Annotated in this window: 14 protein-coding genes and 1 tRNA gene; 10 read left to right on the top strand and 5 right to left on the bottom strand. The window is 50.4% G+C overall.

All coding sequences use genetic code 11. The features are described 5' to 3' along the window. Positions 1-71 precede the first annotated feature (71 nt). Positions 72-146: transfer RNA gene (locus PsWM33_RS17875), tRNA-Glu, on the top strand. Between the two features lie 183 nt (positions 147-329). On the opposite strand, the gene PsWM33_RS17880 is transcribed toward PsWM33_RS17875, so the two are convergent. After that, positions 330-587 (bottom strand): hypothetical protein, encoded by a 258-nt coding sequence (locus PsWM33_RS17880; RefSeq protein ID WP_063301084.1) that lies wholly within the window; start codon positions 585-587, stop codon positions 330-332. Between the two features lie 304 nt (positions 588-891). On the opposite strand from PsWM33_RS17880, the gene PsWM33_RS17885 reads away from it, so the two are divergent. Beyond that, positions 892-1,704, top strand: a complete 813-nt coding sequence (locus tag PsWM33_RS17885; RefSeq protein WP_063301085.1) for a DeoR/GlpR family DNA-binding transcription regulator — start codon at positions 892-894, stop codon at positions 1,702-1,704. A gap of 165 nt (positions 1,705-1,869) precedes the next feature. Here PsWM33_RS17885 and PsWM33_RS17890 read toward each other — a convergent pair whose 3' ends face one another. Next, on the bottom strand, positions 1,870-3,189 hold the full coding sequence (locus PsWM33_RS17890; protein ID WP_063301086.1) for a hypothetical protein: 1,320 nt from the start codon (positions 3,187-3,189) through the stop codon (positions 1,870-1,872). A gap of 106 nt (positions 3,190-3,295) precedes the next feature. After that, a complete protein-coding gene (locus PsWM33_RS17895) occupies positions 3,296-3,889 on the bottom strand; it encodes a DUF1134 domain-containing protein (protein WP_063301135.1) in 594 nt (197 codons plus the stop codon). A 246-nt stretch (positions 3,890-4,135) separates the two neighbouring features. Between PsWM33_RS17895 and PsWM33_RS17900 the strand changes: the two genes are divergently transcribed. From PsWM33_RS17900 to PsWM33_RS17935, 8 genes are all read left to right on the top strand, one after another. After that, complete coding sequence (locus PsWM33_RS17900) at positions 4,136-4,609, top strand: hypothetical protein (RefSeq protein ID WP_208994616.1); 474 nt, start codon at positions 4,136-4,138, stop codon at positions 4,607-4,609. A 93-nt stretch (positions 4,610-4,702) separates the two neighbouring features. Continuing rightward, positions 4,703-5,359, top strand: coding sequence for a histidine phosphotransferase ChpT (chpT, locus tag PsWM33_RS17905; RefSeq protein WP_063301088.1), 657 nt, complete (start codon positions 4,703-4,705; stop codon positions 5,357-5,359). Between the two features lie 149 nt (positions 5,360-5,508). Then, a complete protein-coding gene (locus PsWM33_RS17910) occupies positions 5,509-8,262 on the top strand; it encodes a hybrid sensor histidine kinase/response regulator (protein WP_063298443.1) in 2,754 nt (917 codons plus the stop codon). After that, positions 8,259-8,756 (top strand): chemotaxis protein CheW, encoded by a 498-nt coding sequence (locus PsWM33_RS17915; protein WP_057461956.1) that lies wholly within the window; start codon positions 8,259-8,261, stop codon positions 8,754-8,756. Before PsWM33_RS17910 ends, PsWM33_RS17915 begins: the two co-directional genes overlap by 4 nt. 31 nt (positions 8,757-8,787) lie before the next feature. Next, on the top strand, positions 8,788-9,153 hold the full coding sequence (locus PsWM33_RS17920; RefSeq protein WP_057461955.1) for a response regulator: 366 nt from the start codon (positions 8,788-8,790) through the stop codon (positions 9,151-9,153). Between the two features lie 3 nt (positions 9,154-9,156). Continuing rightward, on the top strand, positions 9,157-10,413 hold the full coding sequence (locus PsWM33_RS17925; RefSeq protein ID WP_063301089.1) for a protein-glutamate methylesterase/protein-glutamine glutaminase: 1,257 nt from the start codon (positions 9,157-9,159) through the stop codon (positions 10,411-10,413). Continuing rightward, the gene (locus PsWM33_RS17930) at positions 10,410-11,336 is read left to right on the top strand and encodes a CheR family methyltransferase (RefSeq protein ID WP_063298441.1); all 927 of its coding nucleotides are present in this window, start codon (positions 10,410-10,412) and stop codon (positions 11,334-11,336) included. The genes PsWM33_RS17925 and PsWM33_RS17930 overlap by 4 nt, the downstream gene beginning before the upstream one ends. A gap of 314 nt (positions 11,337-11,650) precedes the next feature. Further along, on the top strand, positions 11,651-12,655 hold the full coding sequence (locus PsWM33_RS17935) for an MBL fold metallo-hydrolase (RefSeq protein WP_063301090.1): 1,005 nt from the start codon (positions 11,651-11,653) through the stop codon (positions 12,653-12,655). A gap of 3 nt (positions 12,656-12,658) precedes the next feature. Here PsWM33_RS17935 and PsWM33_RS17940 read toward each other — a convergent pair whose 3' ends face one another. Both PsWM33_RS17940 and ctrA read right to left on the bottom strand, forming a co-directional pair. After that, positions 12,659-13,504, bottom strand: a complete 846-nt coding sequence (locus tag PsWM33_RS17940) for a DMT family transporter (RefSeq protein WP_082827065.1) — start codon at positions 13,502-13,504, stop codon at positions 12,659-12,661. 154 nt (positions 13,505-13,658) lie between these two features. Next, on the bottom strand, positions 13,659-14,348 hold the full coding sequence (gene ctrA / locus PsWM33_RS17945; protein WP_008551652.1) for a response regulator transcription factor CtrA: 690 nt from the start codon (positions 14,346-14,348) through the stop codon (positions 13,659-13,661). Positions 14,349-14,503: the final 155 nt, after the last annotated feature.

Consider the following 14,503-nt stretch of genomic DNA (forward strand, 5'->3'; position numbering starts at 1 on the left):
TAGTTGTCTTCTCAATACCGAGTGGTTGTCTGCTCGAAGACAGAGCTTGAAAGAGTTCTCTCACTATGTGAGCGCCCATCGTCTAGCGGTTAGGACGCCGCCCTTTCACGGCGGAAACAGGGGTTCGATTCCCCTTGGGCGTACCACTTTTTATCTCCCCAATACATCTTTGATAAATCTGCGCGCAGAGTTTTTCGCGTTGTATTCTGAGCTATATGATCCGCGATTTTGCAAAGAAGAAGATGTGGTCTTGGTTCCCCTAGATAGGGGGATGCAGCACTTCGAGATTGCAAATTGGTGTTTTGCAGCAAGCAGTCCTGGGACGTGATTTAGAACCAGCGGCCGTTTAGTCCTGCACCTAGGTGATGGTCTTCTTTATCCCCGTCAACATCAGCCCAGAGTTTTTCGTCTGTCTGAGATTCATTGCTAACGGTTTTTGCCAGGCTTTCGCTGAGTTGAGCATTCATTTCTTTCAGGGCATCGATGTCATCAAGAACTTCGACGCGAGCCTCAGCAGTCTGGAGTTTGCTTTTCAGTGCAGCCGGTTTCTTGCCAGCAAACCTATTGGCACTGTATGGCCGTTCCATTACGCGAGTCACAGTTTGTCCCTCTTCGCTTTTTTAGCTGAACTTTGATAAGACAGTGTATTGATCCGCGTGAGCTTTAACGGGCTTCTTTGGGCGGTATCATGACAAAGATGGAAAAAGTTGCAGCTTGTCCCCTTTTTGTGACGTATTAGTACTAAGAGTAGGGGAGCAGAGGCAAGAGGACTTTTGTTTTGAACTCATCTAATAGTCGTCTGGATGCTTCTGTGCTTTTGGCTATAGTACTGTGAAACATCGCAGATTATAGACTGATGGCAATGTACAAAAAAATTATCGGACTTGTTTCATGATGCTGGTTTCGCGCCACAACTCTATTCTTGATATTGCCCGAGAGACCGGGAAGGTGGAAGTTGATGAACTTGCCACACGGTTTTCTGTGTCTCCTCAGACAATACGTAAAGACCTGAAAGAGTTGAGTGACCAAGGATTGCTGACCCGTGTGCATGGTGGCGCACTTTTGGCATTTGGCGTTGAAAACCTTGGCTACTCTGCTCGTAAAGATCTGGCAGGCAAAGAAAAAGAGATTATCGGGCAGGCGGCAGCGGATCTGATCCCGGATCGAGCTTCTTTGTTTGTGAACATTGGAACGACCACAGAGGCGGTTGCGCGGGCACTGATCCAGCGCAGTGGCCTGATGATCATTACCAATAACCTTAATGTAGCGAGTACGTTGCGCCCGTTCTCAGAAAATGAGGTCATCATTTCTGGTGGGCTGGTGCGCGCAACTGACGGCGGTATTGTTGGTGAGGCTGCTGCAGACTTTATTCGCCAGTTTAAGGTTGATTATGCTGTGATCGGTGTTTCTGCTCTGGATCGTGATGGAGCGCTTCTGGATTATGATTATCGTGAGGTGCGTGTGGCACAGGCGATCATTGAGAATGCACGGCACGTTATTCTGGTGGCTGATCAGACAAAGTTCGAGCGTTCGGCACCAGTCCGCATCGGCCATATTGCTCAGGTGGATACGTTTGTGACGGACACTCTGGTTTCTCAGGACTACCGGCAGCTGCTGGCTGACAATGAGGTGCGGCTGGTAGAAGTGGCTGGTAAGGCTCAGAATGAGCCGGGCAATGGCTCACGAAGTACAACGGAGGCTTAAGCCTCTGCTTGGAGCTGTGTAGAGCGCGTCGAGTTCATGCGCATTCACACATCAAGCCTCAACTCTATATTTTCCGCGTATTCCTATCCGTAAGCGGGGATCGATCTGCAAGAAACAAAAAAGGCGCCTTTTGGCGCCTTTGTCTTTGGATCAAGTTGTTTGGGTTTAACCGCTTGAGCTTCCGGTTTTTCTAGCGTCTGCGATACGCTCCGACAGATTTTTATCGGACTGAGGCGCGGGTGCTGCATCATCGGCCTTTGCAGCCGGAGTGCTTTTTGATGTGGCTGTCTTACTTGCGGCAGCTGGCTTACGGGTGCGTGGCTTTGCTGGTGCGCGCTTGGCACGTGTCGGTTTCGGCTTTGGTGCGTCTGCCTTTGGAGCGCCTGTTGCGATCGTGCTGAGATCGTTCAGGACTTCGTCGTACTTTTCAGAGAGTGGTGGGTTCTCAGAGATTGCCTTCGCTGTAATCTGAGCCGCCAGATCTTTCAGTTCATTGCGCAGATCGACGGCGTCTTCGATCTTAGAGGAACTGTTTGCTCTCTCCTCAAGCTGCTTTGTCAGCTGCTCGATGGTTTTTTTTGCTTCGTCCAGATCGTTTTCTAGGCTTTTCATAGGCTCGGGCGTTTTAATGTTCGGATTCCTGGTGCTGCGCTTGGCAGTTTTTTCATTTGCCGCTTTTTCGAGTTGAAGCGCGTGCTTTAGGTGATCGCGCTCTCGTTCCAGCGAACCATAACGGCTCTTCAGTTTTGTGAAAGACCGTGAGGCCAGTTCGGCGGCTTCTGCTGGAGATGTTGGCTGATGTTTTGTTTCAGACTCGGCGGTCATTTCCGAAACTTGCTGGGAGATCTGCGTTGCCAGTTCTGCCAGAGGGTTGTCCATGTCCTGAAGGTCCGAGGTATCGATTGGGCCTATCGGTTTGGCTGCAACTTCTTCCTCTTTCAGCTCTGCATCCAGCTCACGTGTTTTATCTGCAGCAGCCTGTTTGCTGAGTTGGATGATCTCAGCGGAGGTGACCGCATCTGTAGTTTGTGCTGTAGCTTCGTCCTGAACGTCTGTTTCCGGTTCTGTTGTGATGCGATCATCAGCGGAGAACGGGATTGGTTCGGATGGATTTCGGCGGCGGAGGAAGCGTGTTGCTTTCTGGGCCATGTTCTTCCGTTCGCGGGCTGACTTGAGCTGAACAACGCTGAGCTCTTCTTTGAGTTCCGCGAGTTCGGCTTCAGCTGCAGAACGTGCAGATGCATTCTCTGCTAGCTTTCCCGTCATCCCTTCGAGGCGAACCTCCATTTGGCGTATCGCAATGGCATGTTGAGCGCGTAACGCGTCTTTTGCCATTGTGGCACGGGCATAGCTTATGGGGTTAGACGTCTCAATCGCTTTCCGCGTGAGGCGTACAGCACGGCCCCAGATAAAGGGGAGGGCGGCGAGCGCTAGAATGCTCGCGAGGAAGAAACCCAGTGCAATGTATAGTGCAATTTCTATCACAAACTATGCCTGATCTGTTGAACGGGTGTGAGGGACTGCTGCAGACGTAAACGCATTCTCTCACACACTAACTTGCCAAAATATAACTAACGTAGGGTTAGTTATATCAGAAAGGATTCCATGTTGGCTTCCTAGTAAATTTCAAATAGCCCATGTTGAGGCCAAGACGGGCGCCAACGCCTGCGCGAACAGGCACAACGAAGATGTCGTTGTTGGACAAAACCTGCATGCCGAAGCCGCCAACGAGGTAGGCAGACCCCTTTGCGCCAACATAACGGCGATAGATAGCATCTACACTTGGCAGATCGTAGACCAGCATCATAACGCGGGCGCCGTCGCCGCCAACATCAAAGCCCAGGGACGGACCCTGCCAGAAGATCTGATGGTTGCCAGCGTTGCGGGTGTACAGCGTACCTTCGCCATAAGCTGCGCCTGCGAAAAATGCAGCGGAGCCTTCCTGCCCCAGAATATAACCGTTTGGCTCGCCGTACTGTTGAACTGCACGCTCAACAACCTTTGCAAGGCCCGTGGAGATGGAGCCGAAAAACTCACCTCCTGCAGTGACGATATCTTTCTCGTGGTAGCGCGACTGATCAACGGATGATTGCGCATATGAATGTGTGTTGAGCGCCAGCAGTGCAAAACTGGCGCAAAGGACGATTGCAGCTTTGTTGCGCAGATTGGCGAACAGGCTCGTCATCATGCCAACGTCTCCTTCTAAGAAACCCGAGGATTTGGATTGTTCAGAGCAATTCAAATGTTAAGGGCATAGTGCAACTTTTAGGTACAACAAGTTATAGTGCCTTACATCTACCTAGTGGTTAATCACGGTATAGCTGGGTAAATGATGTGCATCCCGTTGGCCTGCAGTCATGAATTTTGTATCTCTTGTCGAACTTGCTGCTTTAGTTAATGCAGGTGATTCGGACTCTGGATGGACATTCCCATGATTTCTGAGGTTTTCTACAGAAAATTTGCGCAAACTGGCAAGATTCTATGGAGTTCTATCGTTTTTTTATGCGCCATCTCAGTTATTGCGGCTGCGCAGGAGCGGTTCACCTACACGCTCTCCATGTGTGATCCAGTGACCTATCAGGTCTCGGAAACTCCTGAAAAGGGGCGTGAGGACCTGACGCTGTCTTGGGGAGGACGCGTTTGGGCGTTTAGCAACGAGGGCAACCGAGATGCATTTCGGCATGCTCCGGAGGTCTATGCCCCATTATTTCAGGGATGCGATGCCCTCTCACTTGCGCAAGGCTACCGAGCTGAGGGATTGGCGAAAATCTACCTTGTTTATAACCAGCGATTATTGCTGTTTCAGAGCCGTGAACACCGGGCTTTGTTTCTGACAGCACCGGAGAGTTTGCTCGCGAAGGCACAAAGTCGTGCACGCGATGTAAAATGCGGTCCATATCAATGATGTCCAGCTTGGAATTAAACCAGCAGGATTGTACCTTTTTCGCCACATCTCGAATCAATCATAGGGCCCATTGGCCAAAGTTCTGGAGCGGTTATGTCAGTATTTAAAGATTTGTCATCTCTTGATCTTGCCGCACTCGTCGCAAGCCGTGTGTGCCACGACATCATTTCACCAGTCGGGGCGATCACGAACGGTCTGGAAGTGCTGGATGAAGAAGGCAATGAGGACATGGCGGACTTTGCGATGGATCTCATCCGCAAGTCAGCGCGTCAGGCTTCTGCAAAGCTTCAGTTTGCCCGTCTTGCTTTTGGTGCAGCCGGGTCTGCTGGTGCTTCAATCGATCTGGGCGATGCGCAGGAAGTTGCGACTGGATACATGAGCAATGAAAAGGCGAATCTGGAGTGGACCATGCCGCGTCTGCTTTTGCCTAAGAATCAGGTCAAACTGATTTTGAACCTGCTGCTGCTCATGAATCAGTGTGTTCCACGGGGTGGTACCATTACCATCAATATGGAAGGGGATGAGGGTGCTCCAAACTTTCTCCTTAAAGCTGAAGGAACGAATGCGCGAATCCCTCAGGTTGTAAGAGAGATTCTTTCCGGTCAGGAGCCAGAACGCATTGATGCCCACACTGTTCAACCGATCTATGCGGTTTTGTTGGCAGGTGAAGCGGGTCTAAATATTGAACTCCTGAAAGACGGTGACGCCGTCATATGCAAGGCAAATACTCAAGTTTCAGAGTCTGTCTGATCCTCTGTCAAAAACAACCAGTTATTGTAGGTTGGATGAATCTTACAATCTTTCAACCTATGTTAACCGTTTCGCTTAACACTCAACCTTAGTGAAATTTAGGAGTCTCGGTTTTTGAGACTCCCCTAAGCATTGAGTGGGTGCGGGCCATGGACGATCTTCTCAGAGAGTTTCTCACTGAGACCAATGAAAGCCTGGATGTTGTAGACGTTGAGTTGGTGAAGTTCGAGCAAGAGCCGAATAACGCCACCATCCTAAATAACATTTTCAGGTTAGTGCATACAATCAAAGGCACCTGTGGGTTCTTGGGCCTGCCGCGTCTGGAAGCGATTGCTCATGCTGCTGAAACCCTGATGGGCAAGTTCCGCGACGGTGTTCCTGTGACACACGAAGCGGTTACACTTGTCCTTGCTTCTATTGATCGCATTAAAGATATCCTTGCGGATCTTGAGGCTGCCAACGGTACTGAGCCTGATGGCACGGACCGTGATTTGATTGATGAGCTGGAACGCCTTTCCTTAAGCGCTGATAATGACGACATGGCTGACGAAATGGCGGCAGCAATGGCGGAAGAAAAAGCTGCTGAGGAAGAAGTCGGTACCGACATCTATCAGGTGCTGGAGCGGCCTCTGCGTCCTGGTGAAGTTTCTCTTGATGATCTTGAACGTGCTTTCCAGGAAGCTGAAGTTGAGATTGAGCTGCCTGCTGTTGAAGAAGAAACTGAGGAAGACGGCGAACCAGTTGGCGCTGCTGCTCCCAGTTTTGCGGAAGCGAAGACTTCTCAGAAAGAAGTTGCCAAGCCGAAGAACCCAAGCGCTAAGGGTAAGGCCTCCAGTCAGGGTGTTTCCAACCAGTCCATTCGTGTGAATGTTGAGACTTTGGAACACCTGATGACGATGGTTTCTGAACTGGTGCTGACACGCAACCAGCTTCTGGAAATTGTTCGTCGTCATGAAGACAGCGAATTCAAGGTTCCACTTCAGCGTCTGTCCAACGTTACCGGTGAGTTGCAGGAAGGGGTCATGAAGACCCGTATGCAGCCAATTGGGAATGCATGGCAGAAGCTTCCACGTATTGTTCGCGATCTCTCTCAGGAACTCGATAAGCCTATCGGTCTTGAGATGATTGGTGCGGAAACAGAGCTTGATCGTCAGGTTCTGGAACTCATCAAAGATCCGCTGACACATATGATCCGTAACTCTGCCGACCACGGTCTGGAAGATCCTGCTGATCGTGTGGCTGCTGGTAAGCCTGAGAAGGGTAACATCACCCTTTCTGCTTATCATGAAGGCGGACATATCATCATCGAAGTGAAGGATGATGGTCGTGGCTTGAACCTTGAGAAGATCAAGGAAAAAGCGCTTAAGAACGGTGTGACCACCGAAGCTGAACTTGAAAAGATGGCAGATCATCAGATCTACAAGTTCATCTTTGCTGCTGGCTTCTCTACCGCTACCAACGTGACCAGTGTGTCTGGTCGTGGCGTTGGTATGGATGTTGTGCGCAACAACGTTGAGCTGATTGGTGGCTCTATTGATCTGCGCTCGACACCAGGTCGCGGTTCCAGCTTCATCATCAAGATCCCACTGACGCTTGCCATTGTCTCCACGCTGATCGTGGAAGCTGGTGGTGACCGTTATGCGATCCCACAGCTGTCCGTTGTTGAACTGGTTCGTGTTCAGTCTAACTCTGAACATCGCATCGAGCGGCTTAAAGACCGGCCTGTCCTGCGCCTGCGTAGCAAGCTGTTGCCACTGGTGCATATGTCGGAACTGCTTGGTCAGACTGAAGAGGCTGATCTTGATGAAGACAACGGCTTTATCGTTGTGATGCAGGTTGGTAGCCAGTCCTTCGGTGTTGTTGTTGATGGTGTGTTCCATACCGAAGAGATCGTTGTGAAGCCTATGTCTTCCATGCTCCGCAACATCAACATGTTCTCCGGTAACACCATTCTCGGTGATGGTTCTGTGATCATGATCATTGATCCGAACGGTGTTGCAAGTGCAATGGCAAGCCATGCTTCTGGCACTCTGAGCGATACAGTTGAAGATGAGTACGAAAATGCGGAAGCTCATGTGATTGACGCTGATGCTCCAATTTCGCTGCTGCTGTTCCGTGCTGGTTCTGAAGAGCCGAAAGCTGTGCCGCTGTCGCTGGTGACACGCCTTGAAGAATTCGATGTTAACAAGATCGAACACTCCAATGGCCGTGATCTGGTGCAGTATCGCGGTTCTCTGATGCCTCTGGTGTACGTGAATGAGGGCGATCGTCATAAGTCTGAGGGAACTCAGCCGATGCTGGTGTTCTCTGACAATGGTCGTTCAATGGGTCTGGTTGTTGATCAGATCGTAGACATTGTTGAAGACCGGATGACAATCGAAGTGGTATCTGAGCGTCAGGGTGTACTTGGTTCTGCAATCATTCGCGAGCGTGCAACTGAAGTTATTGACCTTGGCCACTACCTGCCATTGGCCTTTGATGACTGGTTCATGCGCAAGGAAATCGATACGACCACAAAGGTGAGAAAACTTCTCTTCCTTGATGACAGTGCATTCTTCCGCAACATGCTGACACCTGTTCTGAAAGCTGCCGGTTACGATGTCACTGTTTGCTCCAGTGCCCAAAGTGGCTACGAGTTGATGGAAAAAGGCACTGACTTTGCTGCGATTGTGACCGATATCGAGATGCCGGACATCAGTGGTTATGAGTTCTGTGAGAGCTTGCGCCGTGATACCCGCTTCCGTCATATGCCAATCATCGCGCTGTCTGCTGTTGTGACACCGGCTTCTATCGAAAAAGGCCGTCAGGCCGGCTTCGATGATTATGTGGCTAAGTTTGACCGTCCGGGTCTGTTGGCAGCGCTCAAAGATGTTTTGACCAATGAATTCGGGGTTGCAGCATGACCGCTCATAAACTCACCACAGTCGACGGTGATGACAACCGTCAGGGCAGTGCCGATCACATCCAGTATGTGACTGTTGTGATTGGCAGCCAGTTGTTCGGTCTGCCGATTTCGCAGGTGCATGATGTTTTTGTTCCTGAAAAAGTAACGCAGGTTCCTTTGGCTCCGCCTGAAGTGGAGGGGGTGTTGAACCTGCGTGGACGCATTGTGACTGCTATCAATATGCGTCGTAAGCTTCATCTCAAGCCAAATGATGCTGACCAAGGCATGATGGCTGTTGGTATTGAGTACAAAGGGGAGTCCTATGGCCTTGTTATTGATGCCGTAGGAGAGGTACTCAACTTGCCAAGAAACGAGATGGAAGCAAACCCATCCAACCTTGATTTCCGTTGGGCCGAAATTTCTGGCGGGGTTCATCGTCTGGACGGGCGATTGATGGTGGTTCTTGACGTGGACCGTCTGCTCAGCTCCCTGATTGAACCTAAAGCTGCGTAAAGCATACCTTCGAAGCGAGAGAGCTGATTTAATGAAAAAGTGTCTGGTTGTTGACGATTCCAGCGTAATCCGCAAAGTGGCCCGCCGCATTCTGGAGGACATTGGATTTGAAATCACCGAGGCTGAGGACGGACAGAAGGCACTTGATGCTTGTAAAGCGTCAATGCCGGATGCGGTTCTGTTGGACTGGAATATGCCTGTCATGGACGGGCTGGAATTTTTGGCCAAGCTTCGTGAGGAAGACGGCGGGGAAGACCCAATTGTTGTTTTCTGTACGACAGAGAACGACGTTGCTCATATCACCAAGGCTATCCGAGCCGGTGCGAACGAATACATCATGAAACCGTTTGATCGGGAGATTCTTTCAGCGAAATTTCAGGAAGTTGGATTGGTCTAAGTAATGGATATGGGCCGGCTGGGCATGTATGCAAAAGTTGAGGAGCCGAAGTCAGAGAGATCTGGTCAGATGGCACCTATCCGGGTCATGGTCGTAGACGATTCCGTTGTTATTCGTGGGCTTTTCAGCAGGTGGATTGAAGCTGATCCAGAGTTGGAAGTTGCTGCAACCCACCGCAATGGCGAATTGGCTGTAAAAGACATTGAGCGCAGCAACCCTGATGTGGTTGTGCTGGATGTTGAAATGCCCGTGATGGATGGCCTGACAGCTCTCCCGAAACTTCTTGAGAAAAAACGCGATCTTATCATTGTGATGGCTTCTACGCTGACGCGCAGGAATGCTGAAGTGAGTTTGAAGGCTCTTTCTCTTGGTGCCACCGATTATGTCGCCAAGCCTGAGACGACTGGCCAAACAGCTGGTGCGGTTGAGTTTCAGAGAGAATTGCTGGAAAAATTGCGGTTGCTTGGGCGCGGTGGGAAGCGCGTTAAGCGGACCAGAACCACAGTAGAACCTGTTCGCAGAATGCGTGCTGAGATCGTCAATGATCCGCACAAAAAGCAGAATGATGCCCTTGCTGAGAGAACTGAAGCGCGTGCGGCGTTGCGACGTCCTCGCGGGACGGGGCTAAATGCTGCCGGAAAGCAGGAGATTACGCTCAGATCGTATTCTTCGGTCGTGCCGCGTGCTCTTGTGATTGGTAGCTCTACCGGAGGGCCACAAGCGCTCCAGCGTGTGCTGACTGATGCACGCGATGGTTTGCTGAGGGTGCCTGTTGTGATTACGCAGCATATGCCGCGTACGTTCACGACAATTCTGGCAGAGCATTTACATAAACAACTTCAGCTTCCTTCAAAAGAAGCTGAGCACATGGATGTATTGAAACCTGGGCACGTTTATGTCGCTCCAGGCGGAATTCATTTGAAAATCGGCAAGCAGAACGGGCAGGCGGTTTCGTTGCTCGAAGACGGAGCTCCCGTCAATTTCTGTAAGCCATCTGTGGATCCACTTTTTGAAAGTGCAGCCGAAGTTTTCGGTACCGCGTGTTTGGCACTCGTTTTGACCGGTATGGGCAGTGATGGCGCAAGTGGCGTCAATGTCATTGCAGGTAAAGGCGGTAGCGTCATCGCGCAGGATGAGGCCTCCAGTGTTGTCTGGGGGATGCCAGGTGCTGCTGCCCGTACTGGGAACTGCAGCGGTATCGTGCCTCTCGATCAGATTGGTGCACATGTCAAGCGTATCTTAAAAGGAGCCGCGCGATGATGACTTCTGAATATGATTTCTTGAAGAAATTTCTGAAATCCCGTAGCGGCCTCGTTCTTTCCGATGAAAAGCAGTATCTGGTCGAAAGCCGACTGATGCCAGTTGCTCGACGTCATAACCTGAATGGACTGAGTGAGCTTATTCTTGCGATCAGCAAGCCGGGCTCCATGTCTATGCAGAATGATGTGGTTGAAGCTATGACAACCAATGAGTCATTCTTCTTCCGTGACAAGAGCCCTTTCGAGAACTTCCGGAATGTGATGCTTCCTCATTTGCTTGAGGCACGCAAAACACGCCGGAGTGCGCGCATCTGGTGTGCGGCGGCGTCTACAGGTCAGGAACCTTATTCTCTCAGCATGTATCTGAAAGAAGACAAGGCCAAGATTGGTACATTCCGTTTCGAAATTCTGGGAACTGACATTTCCACTGAAGTGCTGGAAAAAGCCCGTACTGGTATCTACAGCCAGTTCGAGGTTCAACGTGGTCTGCCTATTCAGATGCTGTTGAAGTACTTCTCGCAGCAGGGCGAACTGTGGCAGATGGCTCCGGAAATCCGGGCTATGGTGCAGTGGCGTAAGCTGAACCTGCTGGAAAACTTCAGCCATCTTGGTGAGTTTGACGTTGTCTTCTGCCGTAACGTGCTGATCTACTTTGATCAGCAGACGAAGATTGATGTGCTTAACCGTATCTATCGGCAGTTGCCGGATGACGGTTTCCTCGTGCTTGGTGCTGCGGAAACTGTGGTTGGTTTGACGGATGGCTTTGAGCCCTATCCAAATCTGCGTGGTGTATACCGCAAAAAGCAGGCAGCAAGCCGTCCGACTGGTTCTTCCAGCTTCTCACGCTCTACAGCAAAGCCTTCGACCACACCTTCCAAAACGCGGCCTACCATTCAGTCCTTAGCAAGTGGTTCCCGGTTTTAGGGATACAAAATGAAACAGGCCAGCAGATTTGCTGGCCTTTTCTTTAGGTTTTGCTGCGTTCATAAGCATTCAAGCCCCAAGCTTTCACTCTCTATTTTATGCGTGTTCTCATCCGAAAACCGGAGCTGCCTTTCGGAATACGAGCTGAATCTCTCATTTTTTTGAACGAAGATTTACTATTTGACTGGTTGTCGTCAGTCGCAATTCAAGTTCAATGCGAGTAAATTTCTCCAAACGATACTTAGAGTTTCCCGATAGTTTGTGACTGTTGACCACCTTTGTTTGTGGTGTGTCAGGCTAATGGAGTGTGAGTGATGAGTTCTCGTGATTTCTTGAAATTGAGCCGGCGAGGTGCCCTTGCTCTGGGTGCAGGTGGATTGCTTGCAACAGGGATGCGGAGTTTGGAAGCTGCTGCAGAAACTCCGATTGAAAGTTCCGATCAGCGTGCGCCTGCAACTGAATTTCAGCTTGGTGAGTTCAAGGTCTACGCTTTACTCGATGGCACCTTTGTTGCTGAGCACCCGCAGGACACGTTTGGTATGGAGCAGACGAGTGAGGTGTTTGAAAAAGCGAGCCATGATCACTTTATCTCCTCCAACAAGTTCCGAGGTTTCTTCACACCGGTTCTGGTGAACACAGGTGATAAACTCGTTTTGTTTGATACTGGACGAGGCGTTCTTTCTCAGCCCCAAAGCGGGAATTTGCTTAAGGCGCTTGCGACAGCAGGCATCCGGCCAGCTGATATTGATGTGGTTGTGCTCACACACATGCATGCGGACCATACGGGCGGGTTGATGCAAAACGGTATTCCGACTTTTGCGAATGCGAAATATGTTACGAGTCCGATTGAGTTCAACTACTGGGAAAAGCTTGGTCCAGCCGCCAATGGAAGCGCTCGCGTTTTTGCTGAAAATGTTCTGCCGCTCAAAGACAAGTTCGACTTTATCGATCCGGGCAGAGAAGTTGTTCCCGGTATCACTGCCGTTGAGGCTTATGGCCATACACCCGGGCATATGGCGTATTTGGTTGAAGTCAATGGACGCAAGCTGATGCTCACAGCTGATACAGCCAACCACTTTGTATGGTCACTGGCCTATCCTGATTGGCGTGTCGTGTTTGATATCGATAAAGCGCGTGCGGCGGAAACGCGTCGGCGTATCTTTGGGATGATTGCGGAAGAACGTATTCCGTTTATTGGCTACCACATGCCGTTCCCTGCCATGGGCTTTGTTGAAGCCGTGGGAGAGGGCTTTCGGTTTGTTCCCGCAACTTATCAGCTGCAGCTTGGCCATGAGGATGAGCAGAACAGGCCTGAGTAATTGTCAGGGTGTGTTGGGTTTTCTCCGGTAGGCGGAAATCCCAACACCGCAGAGCACCAATGTGGTGGCGATGATGAAGCGGCTATCGATGGCTTCTGCAAGGAAAACAATTCCACCGGCTGTTGCGATGATTGGCACGGTGAGCTGAGCAACTGCTGCCGTGCTTGTCTGTAACTGCGGAATGATTGCGTACCAGAGAGCATATCCAAGTCCAGAGGTTATGGCACCGGAGATGATGGCAAGGAGAACGCCTGGAGCTGTGATGGTGGTTGTGTCCGGAAACAGAAGCAGTGCCAATGAGATGATTGGCACACCGTAGAGAAAGTTCATTCCTGTGTCTTTGAGCGGGTTTGCCGCACCTCTGCCGATGATGGAATAAATCCCCCAGCCTATGGCGGCAATTGTCATCAATCCTGCTCCAAGCGGGTCTATGCCTGTGTTTGAAGGGGAGAGAAGGTAAACGAGGCCAGAGAATGCGAGTGCTGCGCCGATCCATTTTTGGAGTGTGAGGTTTTCGCGCTGAATGAATGCACCGATGAACATGGTGATTTGCACGGCTCCGAAGAGCAAAAGCGCACCGAAGCCAGCATCAAGGGAGATGTAAGCGTGCGAGAAGCCAAGAATGTAGGCACTCAGCGCAAGGACTGCTGTGACGTTGGGCTTTGAGAGTGAGAGTTTATTGCCGCCCCGAAAGAAGATGAGTGCCAGAAGCATGAGTGCGCCAGCAGTAACGCGAATACTGGCAAATGCAGATGGCCCAATCTCTCCGTCTGCCAGAGCAAGACGGTTCAGAACTGAGTTGGCGGCAAATGCGACCATGACAATAGATGTAAGAATAAAAAGCCTCATGGCCGTACCATGGCAACAAAGACCCATGATGGGCAATACACTTAGGCGTTATCCGGAGCGCTATCCTGATTAAGCCAGAATCAGAAAAGCCCTGCGTGGTGATTACCAAGCAGGGCTTCTACTGAAACTCTTTGAAAGTTAGCTGATAAAGCTATTAAGCTGCTTTCTCTTCTGGTTCGCGCAGAACGTATCCGCGGCCCCATACTGTTTCGATGTAGTTTTTGCCAGCTGTTGCAGAAGCGAGCTTCTTGCGCAGCTTACAAATAAACACATCGATAATTTTGAGCTCTGGTTCGTCCATGCCACCGTAGAGGTGGTTGAGGAACATTTCCTTGGTGAGGGTTGTGCCCTTACGAAGGGAAAGAAGCTCTAGCATCTGATATTCTTTACCAGTCAGATGTACGCGTTGACCTGCAACTTCGACAGTTTTGGTGTCGAGGTTAACAGTGAGGTCGCCGGTAACAATAACAGACTGGGCATGACCTTTAGAACGACGCACAATTGCATGAATACGTGCAATCAGCTCGTCCTTGTGGAATGGCTTCGTCATATAATCGTCAGCGCCGAACCCAAGGCCACGGACCTTGTCTTCAATGCCAGCCAAACCGGACAGAATAAGAATAGGTGTCTTCACTTTGGATACTCGCAGTGTGCGTAGTACCTCATAACCGGACATGTCCGGCAGGTTCAGATCCAGCATGATAATATCATAATCATACAGTTTGCCGAGGTCGATGCCTTCTTCGCCGAGATCTGTCGTGTAGACATTAAAGTTCTCGGATTTGAGCATCAGTTCAATGCTTTGTGCAGTAGCACTATCGTCCTCGATCAACAATACACGCATGTTAATCCCCTCGTGTTGCCTTTCCTGGGCAGTCGCGCCGGCCCAAAAACACAAACCGTTGCGAAGGAATACTATAAACCCGACTCAATTGAATGAGTTTATGGTTAACAGAACTCGAATCGCTACCGCAAGCGTTTTACTCTCACGTAGAACAG

Source organism: Pseudovibrio sp. WM33, assembly GCF_001623165.1.
In the GTDB taxonomy this organism is placed as follows: Bacteria; Pseudomonadota; Alphaproteobacteria; order Rhizobiales; family Stappiaceae; genus Pseudovibrio.

Excerpts from the sequence above, each read along its gene's own strand:
- PsWM33_RS17880 (WP_063301084.1), bottom strand. The coding sequence starts at position 587 with ATGGAACGGCCATACAGTGCCAATAGGTTTGCTGGCAAGAAACCGGCT.
- PsWM33_RS17885 (WP_063301085.1), top strand. The coding sequence starts at position 892 with ATGATGCTGGTTTCGCGCCACAACTCTATTCTTGATATTGCCCGAGAG.
- PsWM33_RS17895 (WP_063301135.1), bottom strand. The coding sequence starts at position 3,889 with ATGACGAGCCTGTTCGCCAATCTGCGCAACAAAGCTGCAATCGTCCTT.
- PsWM33_RS17900 (WP_208994616.1), top strand. The coding sequence starts at position 4,136 with ATGATTTCTGAGGTTTTCTACAGAAAATTTGCGCAAACTGGCAAGATT.
- chpT (WP_063301088.1), top strand. The coding sequence starts at position 4,703 with ATGTCAGTATTTAAAGATTTGTCATCTCTTGATCTTGCCGCACTCGTC.
- PsWM33_RS17910 (WP_063298443.1), top strand. The coding sequence starts at position 5,509 with ATGGACGATCTTCTCAGAGAGTTTCTCACTGAGACCAATGAAAGCCTG.
- PsWM33_RS17915 (WP_057461956.1), top strand. The coding sequence starts at position 8,259 with ATGACCGCTCATAAACTCACCACAGTCGACGGTGATGACAACCGTCAG.
- PsWM33_RS17920 (WP_057461955.1), top strand. The coding sequence starts at position 8,788 with ATGAAAAAGTGTCTGGTTGTTGACGATTCCAGCGTAATCCGCAAAGTG.
- PsWM33_RS17925 (WP_063301089.1), top strand. The coding sequence starts at position 9,157 with ATGGATATGGGCCGGCTGGGCATGTATGCAAAAGTTGAGGAGCCGAAG.
- PsWM33_RS17930 (WP_063298441.1), top strand. The coding sequence starts at position 10,410 with ATGATGACTTCTGAATATGATTTCTTGAAGAAATTTCTGAAATCCCGT.
- PsWM33_RS17935 (WP_063301090.1), top strand. The coding sequence starts at position 11,651 with ATGAGTTCTCGTGATTTCTTGAAATTGAGCCGGCGAGGTGCCCTTGCT.
- PsWM33_RS17940 (WP_082827065.1), bottom strand. The coding sequence starts at position 13,504 with ATGAGGCTTTTTATTCTTACATCTATTGTCATGGTCGCATTTGCCGCC.
- ctrA (WP_008551652.1), bottom strand. The coding sequence starts at position 14,348 with ATGCGTGTATTGTTGATCGAGGACGATAGTGCTACTGCACAAAGCATT.